This is a genomic window from Candidatus Accumulibacter sp. ACC003 (assembly GCF_907163085.1).
In the GTDB taxonomy this organism is placed as follows: domain Bacteria; phylum Pseudomonadota; class Gammaproteobacteria; order Burkholderiales; family Rhodocyclaceae; genus Accumulibacter.
On record NZ_CAJQTX010000001.1, the window covers coordinates 99,729 to 116,399 of the forward strand.

Annotated in this window: 10 protein-coding genes and 1 pseudogene; 9 read left to right on the forward strand and 2 right to left on the reverse strand. The window is 61.2% G+C overall.

What is annotated here, in order from left to right; translation table 11 throughout:
- Positions 1-497: 497 nt before the first annotated feature.
- The 7 genes and pseudogenes from QZ656_RS00405 to QZ656_RS00430 all read left to right on the forward strand — a co-directional run bounded on the left by QZ656_RS00405 (position 498) and on the right by QZ656_RS00430 (position 10,363).
- Positions 498-3,092 (forward strand): bifunctional aconitate hydratase 2/2-methylisocitrate dehydratase, encoded by a 2,595-nt coding sequence (locus QZ656_RS00405; protein ID WP_291991549.1) that lies wholly within the window; start codon positions 498-500, stop codon positions 3,090-3,092.
- Between the two features lie 193 nt (positions 3,093-3,285).
- The gene (locus QZ656_RS00410; protein WP_366522053.1) at positions 3,286-4,977 is read left to right on the forward strand and encodes a class I SAM-dependent DNA methyltransferase; all 1,692 of its coding nucleotides are present in this window, start codon (positions 3,286-3,288) and stop codon (positions 4,975-4,977) included.
- Complete coding sequence (locus tag QZ656_RS00415) at positions 4,974-5,405, forward strand: DUF1016 N-terminal domain-containing protein (protein ID WP_366522054.1); 432 nt, start codon at positions 4,974-4,976, stop codon at positions 5,403-5,405. The genes QZ656_RS00410 and QZ656_RS00415 overlap by 4 nt, the downstream gene beginning before the upstream one ends.
- A gap of 174 nt (positions 5,406-5,579) precedes the next feature.
- Entirely contained in the window at positions 5,580-7,733 is a 2,154-nt protein-coding gene (locus tag QZ656_RS00420; protein WP_291991550.1) for a helix-turn-helix domain-containing protein, read from the forward strand.
- Positions 7,734-7,799: 66 nt separating this feature from the next.
- Positions 7,800-7,853: pseudogene (locus QZ656_RS23995) on the forward strand (hypothetical protein); the annotation flags it as partial.
- Between the two features lie 114 nt (positions 7,854-7,967).
- On the forward strand, positions 7,968-8,501 hold the full coding sequence (locus tag QZ656_RS00425; protein ID WP_366522056.1) for a DUF1016 domain-containing protein: 534 nt from the start codon (positions 7,968-7,970) through the stop codon (positions 8,499-8,501).
- A gap of 380 nt (positions 8,502-8,881) precedes the next feature.
- Positions 8,882-10,363 (forward strand): IS1634 family transposase, encoded by a 1,482-nt coding sequence (locus QZ656_RS00430; protein WP_291991551.1) that lies wholly within the window; start codon positions 8,882-8,884, stop codon positions 10,361-10,363.
- A 423-nt stretch (positions 10,364-10,786) separates the two neighbouring features.
- On the opposite strand, the gene QZ656_RS00435 is transcribed toward QZ656_RS00430, so the two are convergent.
- A complete protein-coding gene (locus QZ656_RS00435; RefSeq protein WP_291991552.1) occupies positions 10,787-12,040 on the reverse strand; it encodes an IS4 family transposase in 1,254 nt (417 codons plus the stop codon).
- Positions 12,041-12,282: 242 nt separating this feature from the next.
- Here QZ656_RS00435 and QZ656_RS00440 point away from each other — a divergent pair, with 242 nt between their 5' ends.
- Entirely contained in the window at positions 12,283-13,065 is a 783-nt protein-coding gene (locus QZ656_RS00440) for an SIR2 family protein (protein WP_291991553.1), read from the forward strand.
- A gap of 10 nt (positions 13,066-13,075) precedes the next feature.
- A complete protein-coding gene (locus QZ656_RS00445; protein ID WP_366522057.1) occupies positions 13,076-14,587 on the forward strand; it encodes a type I restriction endonuclease in 1,512 nt (503 codons plus the stop codon).
- On the opposite strand, the gene QZ656_RS00450 is transcribed toward QZ656_RS00445, so the two are convergent.
- The gene (locus QZ656_RS00450; RefSeq protein WP_291991554.1) at positions 14,491-16,644 is read right to left on the reverse strand and encodes a helix-turn-helix domain-containing protein; all 2,154 of its coding nucleotides are present in this window, start codon (positions 16,642-16,644) and stop codon (positions 14,491-14,493) included. The genes QZ656_RS00445 and QZ656_RS00450 overlap by 97 nt on opposite strands.
- Between the last annotated feature and the right edge of the window lie 27 nt (positions 16,645-16,671).

Sequence of the window (16,671 nt, forward strand, 5' to 3'; positions counted from 1 at the left end):
TACTGCTCCAACGCCGAGTGCCGCCGCCGGGCGATCACAACGATCGAGCTAAGGTCCCGCACCAGACGGTTGTCGGCCCAACTGAACTGGGCCGGGATCGTTCGCATCCGTTTGGGACAGAGCACCCGCTTGACGGTCATCGCGGATCATCTCCGCCGAGATGTCATGCCCCAGTTGTCGCCGTTGCCGGGCGCTCCTGGCGGTGTCACCCTGTAACACTCAGTGAACTGCTCAAGACGGCACGATGCCATGAACGCCACTTACCGGGCCAGAGCAGAAGCTCGCTGATCGTGGGAGCGCAGCACCAGCCCAGCACGCTTGAGTAGTATGTCTTATATAATACATACTACTCAAGCGTGCTGGGCGGCGATGATCTGCCGTCCCGGGTGTTACAAACCCGTCCGCAGTGATTGTCATGCGCCGCGCGCCGCTTGCCGTTCTGGCCTTGCAGTACAATTGCACCTTTGCTGCCATACACTTTGAGAAAGGACGTCGCCGTGCTGGAATCCTATCGTGCCCATGTTGCCGAGCGTGCTGCGCTTGGTATCCCGCCGCTGCCGCTGACCGCGCAACAGACCGAGGAACTCGTCGGTCTGCTGAAGAACCCGCCGCAGGGCGAAGGGGAAAACCTGGTTGAGCTGCTCACCTACCGCGTTCCGGCCGGCGTCGACGACGCCGCCAAGGTCAAGGCCGAGTTCCTGGCCAAGGTCGCCAAAGGCGAGGAAAGCTGCACGCTGATCTCGAAGGAAAAAGCGACCGAACTGCTCGGTACCATGCTCGGCGGTTACAACGTCAAGCCGCTGACCGAACTGCTTGGCGGGGCGACCGGCGAAATCGCCGCCGCCGCGCTCAAGAAGACCCTGCTGGTTTTCGACTTCTTCCACGACGTCAAGGAGCTTGCCGACAAGGGCAACGCCAACGCCAAGTCGGTCATGCAAAGCTGGGCCGACGGCGAGTGGTTTACCTCGCGTCCGGAAGTGCCTGCGTCGCAGAAACTGACCGTCTTCAAGGTCACCGGCGAAACCAACACCGACGACCTGTCGCCGGCACCCGACGCCTGGTCGCGTCCCGACATCCCGCTGCACGCGCTGGCGATGCTCAAGAACGCGCGCCCCGGCATCGAAGCCGACGTCGCTGGCGAGCGCGGCCCGATCAAGCAACTCGAGGCACTGGCTGCAAAGGGCAACCTGATCGCCTACGTTGGCGACGTCGTCGGTACCGGTTCGTCGCGCAAGTCGGCGACCAACTCCGTGCTCTGGTTTACCGGCGAGGACATTCCCTACGTCCCGAACAAGCGCTTCGGCGGCTTCTGCCTGGGTTCGAAAATCGCGCCGATCTTCTTCAACACCATGGAAGACGCAGGCGCCTTGCCGATCGAACTCGACGTCGAGCAGATGGAAATGGGCGACGAGATCGAATTGCAGATCGACACCGGCACCACCAAGGTCACCGCGCTCAAGAACGGCACAGTGATCGCCGAATCGCAACTGAAGACGCCGGTGATCCTCGACGAAGTGCGCGCCGGTGGCCGCATCCCGCTGATCATCGGCCGTGGCCTGACCACGCGCGCGCGCGAAGCGCTGGGTTTGCCGGTATCGACGCTCTTCCGCCTGCCGCAAAATCCCGCCGACACCGGCCAGGGCTACACGCTGGCGCAGAAGATGGTCGGCCGCGCTTGTGGTCTGCCGGAAGGCAAGGGAGTGCTGCCCGGCACCTATTGCGAACCGCGGATGACCACCGTCGGCTCGCAGGACACCACCGGCCCGATGACCCGCGACGAACTCAAGGATCTGGCGTGCCTCGGCTTCTCGGCCGACATGGTGATGCAGTCCTTCTGCCATACCGCCGCGTATCCGAAGCTCATCGACGTCAAGATGCACCGCGAGCTGCCGACTTTCATCAGCACGCGTGGCGGCGTTGCGCTGCGTCCGGGCGACGGCATCATCCATTCGTGGCTCAACCGCCTGCTGCTGCCAGACACCGTCGGCACCGGCGGCGATTCGCACACGCGTTTCCCGATCGGCATCTCGTTCCCGGCCGGTTCGGGCCTGGTGGCCTTCGCCGCGGCCACCGGCGTCATGCCGCTGGATATGCCGGAATCGGTGCTGGTGCGCTTCAAGGGCAAGCTGCAGGACGGCGTCACGCTGCGTGACCTGGTCAACGCGATTCCCTACTACGCCATCAAGCAGGGCCTGCTGACCGTCGCCAAGAAGGGCAAGAAGAACATCTTCTCGGGCCGCATCCTGGAAATCGAAGGGCTGCCGGACCTCAAGATCGAACAGGCCTTTGAGCTTTCCGACGCCGCCGCCGAGCGTTCCGCCGCCGCCTGCGCAATCCAGCTCGACAAGGCGCCGATCATCGAGTACATGCGGTCGAACATCACGCTGATGAAGTGGATGATCGCCACCGGCTACGAAGACAAGCGCACGCTCGGTCGTCGCATCAAGGCCATGGAAGCGTGGATCGCCAAGCCCGAACTGCTCAAGGCCGATGCCGGCGCCGAGTACGCCGCGGTGATCGAAATCGACCTCGCCGACGTCACCGAGCCGATCGTCGCCTGCCCGAACGACCCCGACGACGCCAAGCTGCTCTCCGAAGTCGCCGGCACCAAGATCGACGAAGTCTTCATCGGCTCGTGCATGACCAACATCGGCCACTTCCGTGCCGCCGGCAAGGTCCTCGAAGGCAAGACCGACATCCCGACGCGCCTGTGGGTCGCGCCGCCGACCAAGATGGACGCCGCGATTCTCAACGAAGAGGGCTACTACGCGATCCTCGGCAAGTCGGGTGCGCGCATGGAAATGCCCGGCTGCTCGCTGTGCATGGGCAACCAGGCGCAGATCAGGAAGGGCAGCACGGCGATGTCGACCTCGACGCGCAACTTCCCGAACCGCCTCGGTATCGACACCTTCGTCTACCTCGGCTCGGCCGAACTGGCGTCGATCTGCGCGCTGCTGGGCAAGATCCCGACCGTCGCCGAGTACATGGAACAGGTCAAGGTGGTGAACGCCAAGGCCGCCGATGTCTATCGCTACATGAACTTCGACAAGATCAAGGAGTTCAGCGACGTGGCGGATACCGTTACGGTCTGAGCTTCGCAGCAAGCGACAGTAGAACAAGCCCCCGCCGGCAGTTTGGTGGGGGCTTTTTTCTGGTGCGAGGCTTGATCGCCAATGCCATCGGCTTCGTCGCCGCCGCTACCTACGTAGAATGACGATTTTCGAGCGCGGGGTAGCGCGCCGACAAGCATCGACCTGCTTGCCAGCCAAAGGAAGAGCACTTGAAATGAGCAACGACGGGCAACAGTATTTGAACGATCTCGACAAACGCCTATGGTCAGCCGCAGACCGTTTGCGCGCCAACGTCAACCCTGGCGACTACATGCACGTCGTGCTCGGCCTGGTCTTCCTGAAGTACATCTCGGATGCTTTCAAGGAACGCCGCGCGGAGCTCAACAAGGCCTTTTTCGACCCGGCCAATGACTATTACCTCGGCGACGATTCGCGCAACGTCGATGCCGAAATGCTTGAGCTGGAACTCGAAGCACGCGACTACTACACCGAAAAGAACGTCTTCTGGGTGCCGGCGCTGGCGCGTTGGGACTTCATCAAGGACAACGCCAAGGTCGCCGCCGGGACCACGCTCGAGGTCAAGAACGGCAAGACCTATCAATACGAATTCAAGGGCATCGGCCGCCTGCTCGACGACGCGCTCGACGCCGTCGAAAAGGAAAACCCCCGCCTCAAGAACGTCCTCGACAAGGATTACGCCCGCAAGCGGGTGGACGAAGCGCTGCCCGGCCTGATCGACCTGTTGTCCACCGTGCCTTTCCAGCACGAATCGCTCAAGGCCAAGGACATCCTCGGTCACGTCTACGAATACTTTCTCGGCGAATTCTCGATTGCCGCCGGCAAGCGCGGCGGCGAGTTCTACACGCCCAAGAGCATCGTCAGCCTGATCGTCGGAATGCTCGAACCCTTCCAGGGCCGGGTGTATGACCCCTGTTGTGGCTCCGGCGGCTTCTTCGTACAAAGCGAGCGCTTCGTCGAAGAACACGGCGGGCGCATCGGCCAGCTCTCGGTCTACGGGCAGGAAGCCAACCCCACCACCTGGCGCCTGGCTTCGATGAATATGGCCATCCGAGGCATGGATTTCGACTTCGGAAAGGAACCCGCCAGCACCTACACCCGTCCGCAACACCCGGATCTTCGCGCCGATTTCATCATGGCCAACCCGCCCTTCAACATGAAGGACTGGAACGAAGGCGTCAAGCAAGATGACGTGCGCTGGAAATACGGCGTGCCGCCGGCCGGCAACGCCAACTTCGCGTGGATGCAGCACATGATCCACCACCTGGCGTCCAACGGCAGCATGGCGCTGCTGCTCGCCAACGGCTCGATGAGCAGCAACACCAACAACGAAGGCGAAATCCGCAAGGCATTGATCGAGGCCGATCTTATCGAATGCATGGTCGCGCTACCCGGCCAGTTGTTCACCAATACGCAAATCCCCGCCTGCATCTGGTTCCTCGCCCGCAACAAGGGTGAAAGGAATGGCTCACGCAATCGCAAGGGCGAAACCCTGTTTATTGACGCCCGCAATCTTGGCTTCATGAAAGACCGCGTTCTGCGCGACTTCAAGCCCGAAGACATCGCTAACGTAGCCGATACTTTCCACGCCTGGAAAAAAGGTGCCGGCCACGCAGACATCGCCGGTTTCTGCAAAGCCGTCACCCTCGAAGAAATCCGCAAACACGACCATGTCCTCACCCCCGGCCGCTACGTCGGCGCCGCCGCGCAGGAAGAAGACAGCGAGCCTTTCGAAGAAAAGATGGCCCGCCTGACCGTCACCCTGGGACGGCAGTTTGCCGAAGGTGCCCGCTTGGAAGCGGAATTCGCAAGAACCTGGCGGGGTTGGGCTATGAAATCTGATGTACGCACTTGTGCAATGACCGCTTGCACAAGCTGCACGCCATGACGCCCCCAAAGAAACCCGCCCCGAGCAAAGCCCAGCCGACGGCCACGGAGCGCCGGCAGCGTGGTCGCGTCGACCGCAGCGCCATGTTCCCGCTCGCCGCGCCGGCCGCCGAAATGCCTGCTGACTACGCCGCCTGGTTGGCCGAGATCAAGAGCCGTATTCATGGTGAGCGCCTGCGGCTGGTGCTGGCCAGCAACAGCGCCATGCTCATGCTCTATTGGGACATCGGCCAGCGCATCCTGGACAAGCAGGTGGAACAAGGCTACGGCAGCAAGGTCATCGACCGGCTGGCGAGCGACCTGCGCGAAGCCTTCCCCGACATGAAGGGCTTCTCGCCACGCAACCTCAAGTACATGCGCGCCTTCGCCGCCACCTGGCCGGATGCCGAACTTGTGCAACGGTCCGTTGCACAACTGCAGATTTCCTGATCCCGGCCGGGAATGTAGGTAGAATTCCGGGAATTGCACGTGGCACTTTATTTTGACGGCCATGATTTTCTTATGGCATAAACCAAGCTTCGCTAGGAGTGCAAGGAGGAGCAGACGTTGAGGCAATCGTGGCTTCCAGGGTTTCCGGATGGTGCGCAGAAAGTGGGAGAAGGGTTGGCGATTCTGGAGAAGGATGGCCAAGCGATCTACTTTGTTGGGGGAGACAATTACTTCTCGCACCCCGTAGGAGACGACGCTGGCCGCAGGTTCGCTCTGACCAGCCTGATGGAGAACGGGCACGTCAAGGCGGTCGAACTGGAAAGGCCACCGCTGTGCATCCCGCACCGCACGCTGATGAACTGGGTGGGACAAAGCCGCAAAGCCGGGCCATCGTCTTTCTTTCGACCGGCGGCGGCGAGCCGGCCGCGGATCATGACGCCGGACAAGAGTGCCGAATGCGCGCGGCTGTTGAGCGAGGGAAAGCGTCCTGCCGAAGTGGCACGGCAGGTGGGCGTCCAGGAGTCGACGCTGCGCAAGGCGATCCGGCGCCAGGGCGTGCCGCAGTTGGCCGCCTTGCCGCAAGAGGCAGGGGAGTTGGAAGCGGCGAGCACCAAGAGTGAGCGCAGCCGGGCGGATGCGGAAGCCGCCGCGGGGATGGGCACCGCCTGCACGCGCGCCGACGAGCGGATCCAAACGGCGCTGGGATTGGCGACCGGTGCGACGACGCGCTTCGAAGCGAGCCACGATGTGGCGATGGGGGGGCTGTTGGCCGGCTTGCCGGCCTTGTGCGCGAACGGGCTACTGACCGGCCTGGATCGCCATTTCAAGCTGCCCCGGGGATTCTACAGCGCCTTGCACATCCTTCTCGTCCTCGGCTTCATGGCCCTGGGGCGAATCAAGCGGCCGGAACATCTGCGACAAACCTCGCCCGGAGAACTCGGCAAAGTCATCGGCCTGGACCGGGTACCGGAAGTCCGCACCCTGCGGGAAAAGGTCCATCTGCTGGCCAAGACGGGTGACCCGGCAGCCTGGATGCGGGATCTCGCGAAGCTCTGGATGGAAAGTGAGCCAGAAGAAGCGGGTTACCTGTATGTCGATGGTCATGTTCGGGTGTATCACGGCGAGCAGGCCAGGCTGTCGAAGCGCTACGTCTCGCGCGAACGCCTGTGCCTGCGGGGCACCACCGACTACTGGGTTAACGATGCCCTGGGTCGCCCGTTCTTTGTGGTTTCGCAGCCGCTCAATGACGGACTCGCCGAGACCCTGCTCAAGGACATCGTCCCCCAACTGCTGGAGATTGTCCCGGGACAGCCGACGCCGGCCGAACTGGACGCCGACCCGACCCTGCACCGGTTTGTCATGGTCTTCGATCGGGAAGGGGCCACCCAGAGTCTCCTCGGCAGACTCTGGAAACAGCGCATCGGCGCACTGACCTACCGCAAGAACGTCAAGGACCTCTGGTCCGAAGAGGTGTTTCAGGAACAGGAAGTCCATCTGCCGGCAGGCGGCAGCACCGGGATGAAACTCGCCATGCGCGAAACCCGACTCGGCACAGGCGATGGCAGCCTGGCCGTGAGCGAAGTTCGTCGGCTGACCCAGACGGGACATCAAACAGCCGTGATCACGACCGCCCGGCAACTCGGAAACACCACCATCGCTGGGCGGATGTTCGCCCGTTGGTGCCAGGAAAACTACTTCGCGTACATGATGGAACATTATGATATTGATGGGCTTATCGAGTACGGAGACGAATCTCTTCCCGGCACTCACCAGGTCGTTAACCCCCGCTGGCGGGAACTCGACAAGGCCGTCAGGCAAACCCGCCAGAGCGAAAGAAAACTGCAGGCCGCAATCGCCAGGACGGCCTTGAACGACGGCGGCGAAATCCAGAAAAACGCCGAGTCTGTCGAAGCACTGCAGGCCGTTCAGGAGGAGCTCAAGCGACTTTGCGCGGCGCGCAAGGCAAGCCCCCGAAAGGTGACGATCGACAGTCTGCCCGAGGCCGAGCGACCGACCCAACTGCCGCCGCTGAACAAGATGCTCTGCGATACCGTGAAAATGGTCGCCTACCGGGCCGAGACCGCCATGGTGGCGCTATTGCGCCGCCACTTGAAGAAGGAGGACGACGCACGTGCGCTCATTCGCGAATTGTTCGTTTCTTCCGCTGACATCGAACCGAACGCGCTAGCCAACACCCTGACCATCAAAATTCACCGGATGGCCAGCCCAGCTCATGATCGCGCTATCGCCGCGCTCCTCGAGGAACTCACCCTGCAAGATTTTCCGCATCCGGAAACCGGGGCAAGAATGACCTTCACTCTTGTCTGAAGTGCCAACCCGGTTTCCTCCGAGATCAGGAAATCTGAACTGACCTGGGGCCAGAACATCACCCTGCTGGAAAAGCTCGACCAGGCCGAAGATCGCCTCTGGTATGCGGCCCGTACACTGGAGCACGGCTGGTCGCGCGACATCCTCAGCCTCCAGATTCAGGGGCAGGCCCATCGCCGCCACGGCAAGGCGCAGAACAACTTCCCCGCCACGCTGCCACCCAGCGACTCCGACATGGCCGTACAGGTCTTCAAGGATCCCTACCTGTTCGATTTTCTCGGTACCGATGCGCCGCGCCGGGAAGCCGAGCTGGAACGTGGCCTGATGGCGCACATCCAGAAATTCCTGCTCGAACTCGGCCAGGGCTTCGCCTTCGTCGGTCGCCAGGTGCATCTGGAAATCGGTGACGATGACTTCTACCTCGACCTGCTTTTCTATCACCTCAAGCTGCGCTGCTACGTCGTCATCGAACTCAAGGCGCGCAAATTCGAACCCGGCGACGGCGCCCAGCTCGGCATGTACATGACCGCCGTCGACCGCCTGCTGGCCCACCCCGACGACAAGCCCACCCTTGGCCTGCTGCTGGTGCGGGAAAAAAATCGCGTGCTGGTCGAATACGCGCTCGGCGGCAGCAGCCAGCCGATCAGCGTCGCCGAATGGGAAACCCAATTGACGCGGGCGCTGCCGAGCGAACTCAAGGGTAGCTTGCCGAGCATTGAGGAGATTGAGGCGGAGTTGAGCGGGGATGTGGGGGGCGAAGATGAGTGAAGCGTTGTTCGCTATCCCCGAACGGTGGGAACCAACCACGCTCGGCGAAATTTGCAGACGTGGCGGTGGCGGCATCCAAACCGGCCCTTTCGGAAGCCAGCTTCACGCTTCCGACGGATCTTCCACGCACCATCAATGTAAGTCGTTGATGTAATTGAAGTAAGCCATAAATCGCCCGAACGCGTAGGCATGTAACAATGTATTTACGGCTTTACAAACATGTCGTTATATTGTTAAGTGTCGGCATGTACATCGCCCACATCCCCAACCGCAAGTCTAGGCCAGCCATTCTGCTTCGCGAATCGTATCGCGAGGGGGGCAAGGTCTGCACACGGACTATCGCCAATCTGACGAATTGGTCTGCGGAGCAGATCACCGCGATGGAACGTCTGGTGAAAGGCGAGTTCGACGATTGGTCCGGGGAGATGACCAGTGGTGAGATTTTCGGTGTTCTGTTTGCGCTCAAGCATCTGGCTGACCAGGTGGGCATCACGCGGGTGCTGGGCACGGCCCCGGAAAGCAAGCTCAACTTGTTCCTGATTCTGGCACGCATCGCGCATGGTGGGTCGCGGTTGTCGGCGGTGCGCTGGGCGCAGCAGCACGCGGTGGCCAGCGTGCTGGGGGTGGACGACTTTGATGAGGATGATCTCTACGCGGCGCTGGACTGGCTGGCGAGCCAGCAGGAGCGCATTGAGCGCGAGCTGTACCAGGCCTATGTCAAACAACAGGGCCAGCCACCGGTATTGGTGCTCTACGACGTCACCTCGAGCTACTTTGAAGGGGAATGCAACGAGTTGGGGCGGTACGGTTACAACCGCGACGGCAAGCGGGGCAAGCAGCAAATCGTCATCGGTTTATTGACCGCGGAGGACGGGGAGCCCCTGGCTGTGCGAGTCTTCGAAGACAACACGGCGGACCCGACGACGGTGGCCAGTCAGATCACGATTCTCAAAGAGCAATTCGGCCTGGCCGAGGTGGTGCTGGTCGGCGACCGGGGAATGATCAAAGCCAAGGGGAAAGCGGCGCTGTCGGCGCAGGGCTTTCGTTATATCACCGCCTTGACTGACGCCCAGGTGCGTACCTTTCTCAAGCAGGGCGTGTTGCAGACGGATCTCTTCGACGCACATCTGTGCGAGGTGGAGCACGGCGACAAGCGCCTGATCGTGCGCCGCAACGATACCGTGCGGGTACGCGAGGAGCGGCGGCGGGACGACAAGCTGACCCAGTTGCAGGCAAAGATCACCGCACGTAACGCCTTCGTCAAGGACTCCACCCGCGCCAGCGCCGCGACAGGCCTGGCCGCCCTGCAGAACTGGGCCAAGCGCCACAAGCTCAGCGGGTTTGTCACGCTGACGCTGGAGGAACGCGTCATTGTCTGGTCTATCGACGAGGAGGCCAAAGCGCAGGACGCTCTGCTCGACGGCTGCTACCTCCTGGAAACGAACGTGCCGGTGGACATGATGGATGCCAAGACGGTCGATGCGCGCTATCGGGACCTGCAAAAAGTCGAGCGCAACTTCCGCACCGTGAAGACCGCCTTCCTGGAAATCCGTCCGATCTTCCTGCGCAAGGCCGAGCGCACCAAAGCGCATGTGTTCGTGGCGATGCTGGCGTTGAAGATCACCCGACAGTTTGAAGCGGGGCTGCGTCAGGCCTTCGGCACGACCGAAAGCAGTAGTACCGCCATTACCTCGGACGACGCCCTACTGGCGCTCGGACGACTGACCTACCTCTACAGCACCGACCGCAACGGTCAGCGTCACACTCACCTGCCGCGCCCGGACGAGCAACAGGCACAGATCCTCGGTGCCATTGGCCTTGCCTTCCCCCTCAAGCCAAAAGCCCAGAAGCGCGCTGCGTAGGCAGAAGCCGATCTCGCTTCATCCACCGTTATTTAAAAAAATACAAAGACATACAGCAGAACTTCGGCTACCAGCGCGAGGAAGATCCGTCCGACTACGTGCCCTGTGGTATCCCATCCATCATGCCGCAGAATATCGGCGACAACCGAATCTGGGAAAAAGGTATCGCGCGTATTACTGAGGATGACGCACGGCGTCTATCTCGATACTTGGTTCGATCTGGAGATATTGTCTATAGCCGACGCGGAGATGTCGAACGTCGTGCCTTGATTCGAGGACGTGAAGACGGCTGGCTTTGTGGAACCGGGTGTCTGAGAGTTCGATTTGGTGAGGGCGTCGTACACCCTCCCTACGCGGCTTTCTATCTTGGGCATCCGCTGGTGAGAGAGTGGATCATTCGGCATGCAACGGTGTCCGGCTGCCTCATAGGTATGCCAACAACAATGGCCGCAACTGGGCCTCGTAGAGCGCCTGCGAGGCGGGTTTGTGAAAACAGTGCTTAAAAAACCGCAGGACTTGGCGGCTCACCTTGGAGGTGTAGCGGAATACCGGGGCAGTCCAGTCGGGGCGATCGGTCCCGTCGGTCGCCGAGGTCTGGCGCCGGTCCTGCTTGCGCAAAGCCTTCTCGTCCACGATTCCGTGCTGCCCCATTCTGTAGTGCACCAGCAGGGCCACCAAGAGGCTGGTGACAACGGCCAGGCGGACCTGATTCTCGATGGCCGCCACACTGGCGCCCCATGCCTTGGCGAGGCTGAAGTCGTTCTTCCATGTGTCGAAACATTTCTCCTCCTCCCAGCGGCGGGAGTAGAGGAAGGCGATGACGCCGGGCGCGAGGTCGAACTCGTTGGTCAGAAACTCCACGAGATGTCCTCGTCGGCTGCGGAAGGTGATCAGGCGCCAGTGTTGGCGGGAACTGAGCAAGGTGATGCGCAGATCGTTGAGCACCCCGTCGTTGGCCGGGACATCCTCGATCTTTAAGGGCTCGGTGGACTCGACGCACAGGCTGCTTTTCATGCGCGTGATCATGGTCACGCCCAAGCTCTTTTTCCGGTCATCCCAAAACGTCGCGTCGATGAAAGCGCGGTCGACCAGCCACAGCGCGCCCTTGTCACGGGTCATGGCCTGCGCGGATTGGTCATAGTCGCGCAACAGAGTGATTTCGTGGCGACTGCGGGTGTCGACGTGCACGTCGGTGGGGCAACCCAGGCGCACGTCGTAGAAGCTCAACAGCGCGTGCCCCTTGGGATTGTCCGTCCCGCCCTGGCGGGGCGTACACCGCCCGTAGTGGGCGCTTTCGCTCTGATAGGTCCCATCCATTGCATACACCGGCCGTCCTTGCAGGGCTGGGAATTGCGCCAGGCGATCCGGCAGCGCGGCCCGGGCCTCGGTGAGCAACGGCGGCATCGCCGCCTCCAAGACCGTGCGGCGGCGGCGCGAGGACAGCGCGTCCGACCAGGTGGAACGTGCCAGCGGGACGCGCTGCGCCGTCCCCGGCTCGCAATGCAGCAGCGACTGCACCTGCTCGCGCAGGGTGCGCATGCCCTGCAGGTGGCGCAGCACCCCCAGGCCGATAAAATCCGCCATGCTCAACACTCGCGATACCGCGTCGGTACCGCGCACCTGCGCCAAGGCACGAGCCATCGGCGCCAACAATTCACCCAAGACGGTTTGGTTCATGAGGCTATCCATGACCGCAGTTAATCGTTCGGTATCCACAAGACACTCCAATAAGCTGTTGTTTATACAGCCAAAATTGCGAGCATTTTGCCAAACCTTTGTCAAGTGTTTTTCGCATTATTTTAAAAATATTTTTGCCGCCTCAATATCCGCGCCATAGAGCACGTCGATTTCGAACCTGCCGCTTTTCTATTAAATACTCAAATTATCCGCGTATAACACGACTGCGACGCCGCCTTGTGGTGGATTACCTGCTTCGGCCAAAATTCAAGCCGGACACCGTTGCACTATTGCTCGGGCGCCTTCCTGGGGCAGATTCGACGGCGATCAATGCGTTGGTCACCGGAGGCGCTTATCTTGAGGCAGCGGAGGTGCTTGCCGCGCATGATCAAGTACAGACCTCGCATTTTATCCGAACCACTTACCGTGCGCAGAAATTGAGGCTGGCTGGACCTTTGCTGAAACTTCCCAAGTTTGCGAAAGGCTGCATCGTTACGACGAATTTTGATGATGCCATTGAGAAAACATACGAAAGAAATAGCATCGAGTTCAAGGCGTACATGCACGGTACGCAGGAACACAATTTTTTCCAGCGATTGGTCCGGGGCGACCGTTGCCTGCTCAAGCTGCACGGCGATGCGGAGAATGATGCAACACATATTCTGACAAAGACTCAATACGAAGAAGCGTACGGTGAGCCCTTCGATTTCCAGAAGCCATTACCTAAGGCGCTCCGGCAAATCTATATTTCCCAGTCGCTTTTCTTCTTGGGGTGCAGCCTTGATCAGGACTGGATAATGGAATTGTTCAAGACGGCCAATGCAGGCGATGGGTATCAGGTTCCTATCCACTACGCTTTACTGGCTGCGCCTGTTGATGCACAAGCAAAGCAGCAAAAGGAAACTCGCTTGCTCGCTTTGAATATTCATCTGATTTGGTACCCAGACGGGCAATACGAACTCATTGAGCGGATATTGGATTTGATTGTCGATGTTGCCGACAAGCGCGTCGTGTTCGCTGGCTGAGGGCATTAAAGTGATCACCGAAAACGAACTCGAAAAGCTCGCGCTGACTTGGTTCCAGGACACCGGCTGGGAGTTCCGCCATGGTCGCGATATCGCCCCGGATAGCGACACACCCGAGCGCACCGACTACCGCCAGGTTCTGCTGCCCACACAGCTTCGCTCAGCATTGGGTCGTCTGAATCCCGATGTGCCCAAGGCCGTCCTCGACGAGGTGCTGCATCACATCGCCAAGCCCGACCATCCTTCGCTGATCCAGAGCAATCGCGCTTTCCACGAGGCGCTGATCGATGGCGTGCCAGTCGAGGTGGAAGGCGAGGGCGGGCGGCGCGGGGACCGGGTGCGCCTGATCGATTTTGAGAATCCGGGGCGCAATCGTTTCCTGGTGGTCAATCAATTCACCATTCAGGGTAGGAAGCAGCCGCGCCGGCCCGATCTGGTGTGCTTCATCAACGGCTTGCCGATTGCGGTAATTGAGCTCAAGAACGCCGCTTCGGAGCAGGCGGATATCTGGTCGGCTTTCAATCAGCTGGCAACCTACAAGGAAGAGATTGCCGATCTTTTCGTCTTCAATGAGGCGCTGGTAATTTCGGATGGCCTGCATGCCCATGTCGGTTCGCTGACCGCCAGCCGCGAGCGTTACCTGCCGTGGCGCACGGTGAAGAACGAGAACGACCGGCCGCTTTTGGAGTTCGAGCTGGAAAAGGTCGTGCGCGGCTTCTTTGCGCCCGAGTTGCTGCTCGACTACCTGCGCTATTTCGTGCTCTTCGAGACCTTCGACGGCAAGCTGACCAAGAAGATTGCCGGCTACCACCAGTTCCACGCCGTGCGCGAGGCGGTGCGGGTCGCGATCAAGGCGGCGACCATGCCGTTGTTGCCCGAGGGCAATCGGGTGGAAGAGCCGCGGGCGACCTACGGCAAGCGCGTCGAGGCGCGCAAGGGCGGCATCGTCTGGCACACCCAGGGTTCCGGCAAGAGCATTTCCATGGTCTGCTTTGCCGCCAAGTTGATGCAGCAGCCGGAAATGCAGAACCCGACGCTGGTCGTGGTGACCGATCGCAACGACCTGGACGGCCAACTATTTCAGACCTTTACCGGCGCGCGTTCCTTGTTGAAGGAAGCGCCACAGCAGGCGGCCGACCGCGACGAGTTGCGCGCCTTGCTCGACGGTCGACCGTCCGGCGGCATCATTTTCACGACGGTGCAGAAGTTCGCGCCGGGGACCGATGAAGACGCGTTTCCGTTGCTGTCGGCGCGCACCAATATCGTGGTCATCGCCGACGAGGCGCACCGCTCGCAATACGGCTTCCGCGCCGTGCTGGACAAGAAGACCGGCAAGTACAAATACGGCTTCGCCAAGCATCTGCGCGACGCGCTGAAAAACGCCACTTCAGATTTCCTGATCTCGGAGGAAACCGGGTTGGCACTTCAGACAAGAGTGAAGGTCATTCTTGCCCCGGTTTCCGGATGCGGAAAATCTTGCAGGGTGAGTTCCTCGAGGAGCGCGGCGATAGCGCGATCATGAGCTGGGCTGGCCATCCGGTGAATTTTGATGGTCAGGGTGTTGGCTAGCGCGTTCGGTTCGATGTCAGCGGAAGAAACGAACAATTCGCGAATGAGCGCACGTGCGTCGTCCTCCTTCTTCAAGTGGCGGCGCAATAGCGCCACCATGGCGGTCTCGGCCCGGTAGGCGACCATTTTCACGGTATCGCAGAGCATCTTGTTCAGCGGCGGCAGTTGGGTCGGTCGCTCGGCCTCGGGCAGACTGTCGATCGTCATCTTTCGGGGGCTTGCCTTGCGCGCCGCGCAAAGTCGCTTGAGCTCCTCCTGAACGGCCTGCAGTGCTTCGACAGACTCGGCGTTTTTCTGGATTTCGCCGCCGTCGTTCAAGGCCGTCCTGGCGATTGCGGCCTGCAGTTTTCTTTCGCTCTGGCGGGTTTGCCTGACGGCCTTGTCGAGTTCCCGCCAGCGGGGGTTAACGACCTGGTGAGTGCCGGGAAGAGATTCGTCTCCGTACTCGATAAGCCCATCAATATCATAATGTTCCATCATGTACGCGAAGTAGTTTTCCTGGCACCAACGGGCGAACATCCGCCCAGCGATGGTGGTGTTTCCGAGTTGCCGGGCGGTCGTGATCACGGCTGTTTGATGTCCCGTCTGGGTCAGCCGACGAACTTCGCTCACGGCCAGGCTGCCATCGCCTGTGCCGAGTCGGGTTTCGCGCATGGCGAGTTTCATCCCGGTGCTGCCGCCTGCCGGCAGATGGACTTCCTGTTCCTGAAACACCTCTTCGGACCAGAGGTCCTTGACGTTCTTGCGGTAGGTCAGTGCGCCGATGCGCTGTTTCCAGAGTCTGCCGAGGAGACTCTGGGTGGCCCCTTCCCGATCGAAGACCATGACAAACCGGTGCAGGGTCGGGTCGGCGTCCAGTTCGGCCGGCGTCGGCTGTCCCGGGACAATCTCCAGCAGTTGGGGGACGATGTCCTTGAGCAGGGTCTCGGCGAGTCCGTCATTGAGCGGCTGCGAAACCACAAAGAACGGGCGACCCAGGGCATCGTTAACCCAGTAGTCGGTGGTGCCCCGCAGGCACAGGCGTTCGCGCGAGACGTAGCGCTTCGACAGCCTGGCCTGCTCGCCGTGATACACCCGAACATGACCATCGACATACAGGTAACCCGCTTCTTCTGGCTCGCTTTCCATCCAGAGCTTCGCGAGATCCCGCATCCAGGCTGCCGGGTCACCCGTCTTGGCCAGCAGATGGACCTTTTCCCGCAGGGTGCGGACTTCCGGTACCCGGTCCAGGCCGATGACTTTGCCGAGTTCTCCGGGCGAGGTTTGTCGCAGATGTTCCGGCCGCTTGATTCGCCCCAGGGCCATGAAGCCGAGGACGAGAAGGATGTGCAAGGCGCTGTAGAATCCCCGGGGCAGCTTGAGATGGCGATCCAGGCCGGTCAGTAGCCCGTTCGCGCACAAGGCCGGCAAGCCGGCCAACAGCCCCCCCATCGCCACATCGTGGCTCGCTTCGAAGCGCGTCGTCGCACCGGTCGCCAATCCCAGCGCCGTTTGGATCCGCTCGTCGGCGCGCGTGCAGGCGGTGCCCATCCCCGCGGCGGCTTCCGCATCCGCCCGGCTGCGCTCACTCTTGGTGCTCGCCGCTTCCAACTCCCCTGCCTCTTGCGGCAAGGCGGCCAACTGCGGCACGCCCTGGCGCCGGATCGCCTTGCGCAGCGTCGACTCCTGGACGCCCACCTGCCGTGCCACTTCGGCAGGACGCTTTCCCTCGCTCAACAGCCGCGCGCATTCGGCACTCTTGTCCGGCGTCATGATCCGCGGCCGGCTCGCCGCCGCCGGTCGAAAGAAAGACGATGGCCCGGCTTTGCGGCTTTGTCCCACCCAGTTCATCAGCGTGCGGTGCGGGATGCACAGCGGTGGCCTTTCCAGTTCGACCGCCTTGACGTGCCCGTTCTCCATCAGGCTGGTCAGAGCGAACCTGCGGCCAGCGTCGTCTCCTACGGGGTGCGAGAAGTAATTGTCTCCCCCAACAAAGTAGATCGCTTGGCCATCCTTCTCCAGAATCGCCAACCCTTCTCCCACTTTCTGCGCACCATC